At 69.5% G+C, this 1083-nt stretch carries 1 protein-coding gene; it reads right to left on the reverse strand.

Annotated elements, in window-relative coordinates; translation table 11 throughout:
- Positions 1 to 1083: GMC family oxidoreductase N-terminal domain-containing protein (locus tag A5787_RS08690; RefSeq protein WP_369829097.1), on the reverse strand; the 1083-nt coding region annotated here is incomplete at both ends.

The raw sequence follows: 1083 nt of genomic DNA on the forward strand, positions 1-1083 counted from the left end.
CAGCCACTCCATGGGCGGTATCTCGCCGAAGGACTGCAGGGTGCCGTATTTCTGCCCCTCGCAGAAGTAGAAGTCGTTGAGGCCGATCTCCTTGTTGGCGGCCATGATTCGGCGTTTCGGGTTTGGCCAGATCTCGATCGGCTCGAGCAGGTGGCGCATCAGGTTGCGGCCCACGACGTCTGAGCCGTTGGCCAGTCCGCGCGGCCAGTCACCGGAGCGGGAGTTCAGCAACAACACCGGGGTGGCCAGGGCGCCGGCGGCCAGCACCACCACTTTGCCTTTCAGTGCCAGCATGTCGGAGCGATGCTGGGCGATCACCTGCTGCACCTGGGTGCGGTCGGCCTCCAGACGGACGACCCGGCACTGGTCCAGCAGCTGCGCGCCGTGCTCGGTGACGGCGGGCAGCACGCCGTTGCGGGCGGCGTCGTTCTTGCACGACCGCGGACAAAGATGGGCCTGGCAGGTGGGGCACCCCTCGGTGTAATCGCAGGCCATCGGCAGGTGGTAGGGGTGCAGGCCGCGGCCGGCCAAATGGTCGACCAAGGGCTGGTTGTCGGGTGAAAACGGCGGGGCCGCGGGCAAACCGGCGGCGGCTTCCGGGCGCAGGGGATCGCGCGCGCCGCGCACGCCGAGCAGTTTTTCGGCTTGGGCGTACCAGGGGCTGAGCTGGTCGTAGGTGATCGGCCAGGCCTCGGGCACGGTGGAATCCCCGGGGTCGCGGAAGTTTTGGCGGGGGGTGAAGTCTTGGGCGAAGAATCGTTCGCAGACCATGCCGTAGAGGGCCGAGGAGCCGCCGGTGCCGCTGCCGATGAACGGCACGAACCGCTTGGGGCGCGGCCCGCTGATGTCTTCGATCTCGTCGGTGCTGCGTCCGGCGCGGGCCAGGGCGTCGTAGTAGGTCTGTGCCGAGCGGGCCGCGCGGGGTTCGGCCAGTTCGGGCATGGCCGCGCGGATCGTGCCGGCCGTGCCGGGCAGTGTCGAGCGGCCCTTTTCGACGAACAGCACCCGCCGGCCCGAGCGGGCCAGCGAGTAGCCCAGCATCCCGCCGCCCATGCCGGTGCCCACGACGATCACGTCCCACAC

The sequence above is a fragment of the Mycobacterium sp. 852002-50816_SCH5313054-b genome (assembly GCF_001667185.1).
Taxonomy (GTDB): Bacteria; Actinomycetota; Actinomycetes; order Mycobacteriales; family Mycobacteriaceae; genus Mycobacterium.